Annotated in this window: 4 protein-coding genes and 1 pseudogene; 2 read left to right on the top strand and 3 right to left on the bottom strand. The window is 63.9% G+C overall.

Going from position 1 to position 4,815, the window contains the following annotated elements; translation table 11 throughout:
* Positions 1-271 precede the first annotated feature (271 nt).
* Both CH256_RS04910 and CH256_RS04905 read right to left on the bottom strand, forming a co-directional pair.
* Entirely contained in the window at positions 272-1,267 is a 996-nt protein-coding gene (locus CH256_RS04910; RefSeq protein ID WP_015586055.1) for a DUF4192 family protein, read from the bottom strand.
* A 352-nt stretch (positions 1,268-1,619) separates the two neighbouring features.
* Complete coding sequence (locus CH256_RS04905) at positions 1,620-2,543, bottom strand: DNA processing protein DprA (RefSeq protein WP_052047799.1); 924 nt, start codon at positions 2,541-2,543, stop codon at positions 1,620-1,622.
* Positions 2,544-2,830: 287 nt separating this feature from the next.
* Here CH256_RS04905 and CH256_RS04900 point away from each other — a divergent pair, with 287 nt between their 5' ends.
* Entirely contained in the window at positions 2,831-3,358 is a 528-nt protein-coding gene (locus CH256_RS04900) for a hypothetical protein (RefSeq protein ID WP_015586057.1), read from the top strand.
* A gap of 40 nt (positions 3,359-3,398) precedes the next feature.
* Positions 3,399-4,400 (top strand): hypothetical protein, encoded by a 1,002-nt coding sequence (locus tag CH256_RS04895; protein WP_072692241.1) that lies wholly within the window; start codon positions 3,399-3,401, stop codon positions 4,398-4,400.
* A 13-nt stretch (positions 4,401-4,413) separates the two neighbouring features.
* Here CH256_RS04895 and CH256_RS27950 read toward each other — a convergent pair.
* Positions 4,414-4,815, bottom strand: a pseudogene (locus CH256_RS27950) (hypothetical protein); the annotation flags it as partial.

The raw sequence follows: 4,815 nt of genomic DNA, 5'->3' as shown, positions 1-4,815 counted from the left end.
CGGGCCACGAGTGTGGTGGACATGATGCGGGCTGCACGCGGGGCTGGGGCTGGGCGCTGCGCGCCCGCCGCTGCAGGCGAAACGGCAAGCCGTTCCGAAGAACTCGCGGACTCGGTCGAAGCGCTGCGCGCCTTCGCGGTTGCATCTGTTATTCGATCGCGCTCAATTTGCAATTTGCAATCGAGAATTTTTCGAGGGCGGTCGAACCGAAACCGGCTCGCCGATGCATGGTGTATTCAGCGAAACCGGTTTCGGATCAATCGCATTCAAGTCATTCGTTACGGGATCGCTCGGATTCTGCATCGAGCGCAGCGGGCCGAATCTGCTCCCACAGCGCCGGGTTGATTCCCGCGTTGTATGCGCGTTCGAGCAGCTGCCCCAAGGAATGATCGGGGGCGAGCCCACGGGCAACGTTCATTGCCTCCCGCGCCGGCACCGCCTCCCGTCCGATCCAGTAACTCAGCGAAGCGAGGACGAAGGCGGGGCCTGCCTCGCTGGCGGGCAACACCGCGCCAACCTGCCGCCACAGTTCGCCGAGGACTGCGGCGTTGGCTTCGGTGAAGTGAACGAACAGCACATCGCGCACGCGCACGTCAGAGGCGGCGGCTGCGAGCATCGCAGCGTGGTAATCCGATATCTCGATTCCGCGGTTGCCTGAATCGAGATACCCGGCGAGTACCTCGCGGTGGATGGTCTCTGCGGCCGAGATCGGCCCTACTGCCGGGAACGCCCCGCGTGCAGCCCGCATCATGTCCACCACACTCGCGGCGCGTTCGGCACCGAACTGTTCGGCAACGAAGCCCGCGCGGATTTGGGCGCGAGAGGCCAGACGTACCTGCCCCTCGAGCAACGCTCCGACCACGTAGGGGTGAGCCGTCAGGTCGACCGCCTCGCCGACCTCGTGCGGTCCCGCCAGTACCCCGTTCATCAAGTAGCGGCGCGCACGTCCCTCGTGGAACTGGAACACAGCAACGTCATCGCCCGAGAACTCGTGGAGAACGGCCATCGATGCCGCATCGGCGTGTGTGTCACTGCCGAACACGACCACCACGCGCGGTCCGGATAGATCACGCACGGGGTGACCGCTGGGCACCAGCAACGGGGCACCACCGATCGGCGCTTCCTCCCCCAGCGGGCAGGCCATGACGGCCCCGCCTGTCGAGTTTGGGGTGAACACCACCATTTCGTTCTCGGGAACGTAGCGGACCAGCATCACGGCCACGGCAACAGCATCAGCGGGTGAGGAGATACGAAAAACAGAGGACATCGGACAAACCCCTTTCAGGGCACAGGGGCAGATGGTCAGTCCGCCCGATCAACAGAACACCCACAATCTAGCCGAGACCACCGACAAGAACGGCTCACGCGCAACACATTTGGTCCCCGGCGCACTCGGTGCCGGGGACCGCACCGAGTGCGCCGGGGCTCGGTGGGGAAAGACAACAGGCCCGCCCATGTGTTTCGCTGGGCGAGCCTGTTGTCGAACGTCTAGGGAGAAGCGAAAGGATCAGAGCGACAAAGGCTCTCGCTCTAACTCCTCGGGAGCGGAGTCGGCTTCCGAGGCCCATCTAGGGCTCACGTCCATACCCGACCACACTTTCGGATCGGTGTCGAGCCGATCAGGAGACGTTCGGATCAGCACACACGCCAGCAGCCGACATTGCAAGACGCGCCACACCGTCGATGATCAACGTATGGCATCCGTTCGACGCTGCGGAGGTGACCGGCCCTGGTACCGCGTACACCGCCCGCCCGAGCCTGTGCACTTCCCTGGCCACAGACAGTGCACGTCCGCGTGACCCGGCCTCGGGCACCACTACCGCATCGGAGAGAGCCGCCAGCAGCGCGCCACTCCCGTTGAATCGTTCTCGTCGAGGCTCTGCACCGAACGAGTACTCGCTCACCACCACACCCTGTTCCGCGACGCGCTCGAGCAACCGAGCGTGACCGGACGGATACGCCCGATCCAAGCCGCACGGCATTACCGCTACCGGTCCTGCACCGACCCCCAACGCTGCCCGCAACACCGCTCCCTCGATCCCGAACCCGCTGCCCGACAGGACCGCCACCCCACGCATCGCCAGATCCCCGGCAAATTCCGACGCGACATGCTCGCCGTAAGCGGTCGCAGCCCGGGTGCCGGTGAGCGCCACCGCCGACACATCAGCACCGGGCAGCGCGCCCTGTCCACGAACCCACAGAGCGACCGGAGTCGATCCCTCCAGCCATCCGGCCATCCGCAGCCGCTGCGGCCACTCAGCGTCCGCAGGAGTGACCAATCGTGCTCCCAGCGTTGCCGCCGTCTCGAGGTCTGCCTCGGCACCTGAGTAGTCCCACGAGCGAGCCGTCGCACGCAACAAGTCCTCCGACACCTCCCGATGCCGCACAGCCTCGGCTGCAGCCTCCACGCCCGATAAGGACACCGCCAGATGCACCAACGAGCCCTGCCCCCGCGCCACGTGAGCGAGATACGCCCACGCAACACGCTCACGCCACACCATCTCGCTACCCGACACCGCGTTCTCGCTCGACACACCGCTCACGACGAAACCCTCCCAGGGCTAACACAAGGGCAGATGGTCAGTCCGCCCGATCAACAGAACAACTCGAACCTACCCCGACACACCGACAAAAACAGCACCTGACAAGCGAAAATGTCCCCGGCGCACCCGGTGCCGGGGACAGCGGGTGCGCCGGGCGGTAAGTTCACGAAGCGGCCAAAAGAGCAGACCGAAGTGTCCTGTTCGAGTGATACAAATACCGGAGCAGATCTCACGGGCCGCCGACGAAAAACGCACCAACCGCGACGTTCGAGAGGGAAGCTGCACACATGACCGAGCCCGAGCCATGGCGTCGAAGCAAGACGCCGGCCCCGCTCCCCTCGAATTCCGCCGACGCCCGAGCGATCAGCGAACTGACGGACCCGGAACTGGCTGCGATCATTCGTGACAACCTCCTGCCGCGCTCGAACACCGCCGGCGATACAGCCAATTGGCGTGCATTCTGGAACACCCTCACTTTCGATCCGCAGCTCAACGATCGCGCAAACGCGATCATCGATGTCTACGTCGAGCAAGCAGCAGCAGCGCTCGATACCGGCGAACTCGACGACGCCCAATACAAACGTGCCGGCAAGTTCCACGACCTGTGTATCCACGCCCTCGACAGGCTCGACAAGGTGGTCGACGACCCCCTGGCCTGGGCTGGTGCGCGAGCTGCCGGATTCAATCCACGCTCTCGTGAGGTCATCAACACCCTCGTGCAGGCCATCGCCGATCACCGAGACGACGGCGACGACGCCAAGCTCTGGGCGATTCTCGCCGAAGTTCGTTTGGATCCAGGCCATCGACGCCGGTAAGCGCTCCGCTCAACATGGCCGCCCGCGGAGCCTCTGACCGATGAGCTTCTGGGATTCACTTGCGGCCGGCCTCTCGGAGGAGCCGCCGCGACGGGTGATCGTGTCGACCAGAACGCTCAGGTCGGCGATCGAGGACACCTTGATCTATGGGTTCTCGCGAGCCGCCCTCGAAGTGGTCCTACCCGACGAACTCGACCTGACGTGGGCAGGTACAGGTACCCCGGTTGAGGCCGACACCAAGCGGTCGCTGATCGATGGTTACCTCGTAGGATTCGAGATCCCCCAGCTCGTCGCACTGGCGCGTCGCGTGCTTGCAGAATGCGACGTCGCGGACCACGGGCTCGCGGTGCTGATCGCAGAGTACGAAAAGGGCTCCAGCGGTGTCGATTCTCCCGCAAAGAACCTCATTTTCGCGGCCAATGGTCCCAAACCGGAGATGGTGCTCCGCGACGCGGTCAGCAACGACATCCTGATCACCAAGAATGCTGAGTTCTGCCTGGTCTACGACAGACCGATAACCGAGGCCGGCCTGTCCTTTCAGGAGCTGATTCAGTGGTGGCGTGAGCACCAAGCAATGGCAGACACGGACGATCGCGATGTCGGGCGGTCACTGTACAAACGGCTGCGAGAGAGCCTCGGTAAGAACGAACCCGAGCGGATGGTCTTGGACGTCTACTCACGTCGATACGGAGAGCACGGCTTCGGTATTCCCGCTCTGATCCCGCAGGTCTACCTCCACTACGACCCGTACACCAAGTATCAACGCAAGGGCAGCAGTCCCCTCGAACGCCAACGCATGGACTTCTTGCTGCTCTTCAGTGCAAGAAAACGCGTCGTCATCGAGGTCGACGGTCGTCAGCACTACGCCAACGAAGACGGCCGCGCCAGCACGCAGCTGTACGCCGAGATGGTCACCGAAGACCGACGTCTCCGGCTAGCGGGATACGAGGTCTATCGGTTCGGGGGCAAAGAGTTCGAGAGCCCCGACGCGCCGTCGATGCTCGCAGCATTCTTCGACGAACTGAGCTCGCGAATGAAGTAGACCGACGGGGAACTCATGCCGGGGCGAGGTATCGATCCTCCTCAGAGCCGATCTGGAGTTCGTCCTCGGCGGCTGCGATGACTGCGTCGACGACCTCAATGGGTAGCCCGGTCTTGGTGGCCACTGCAGCGTGCTCGTGGCCTTCGCTGGCCAGTTTCAGGACGTGGACACACAGAACGGCTGTTTCGGCCTCTGTGGAGCTGTTCGGGGCCGAGTGACGCTGGTCGGTGCTGTCGTCTACAGCTGATGCTTCGAGTCGGACCAGCTGGATCATCAGGTGCGTGGTGACCAGCAGCACCAGCGGCGGCGCAGCAGCGGCCAGCGCGGCCACGGTGAAGGTCGAGCTGTAGTCCACCATCGAGACGTGCACGATGTTGCCGGCCGTCGATGCGATCGACCCGAGAATCAGCAAGGC

Origin of the sequence: Rhodococcus sp. 05-2254-6 (assembly GCF_002258565.1) — a bacterium.
Lineage (GTDB): Bacteria > Actinomycetota > Actinomycetes > Mycobacteriales > Mycobacteriaceae > Rhodococcoides.
Note: the sequence above shows the minus strand (reverse complement) of the source record. Positions and strands in the feature narration are given on the sequence as shown.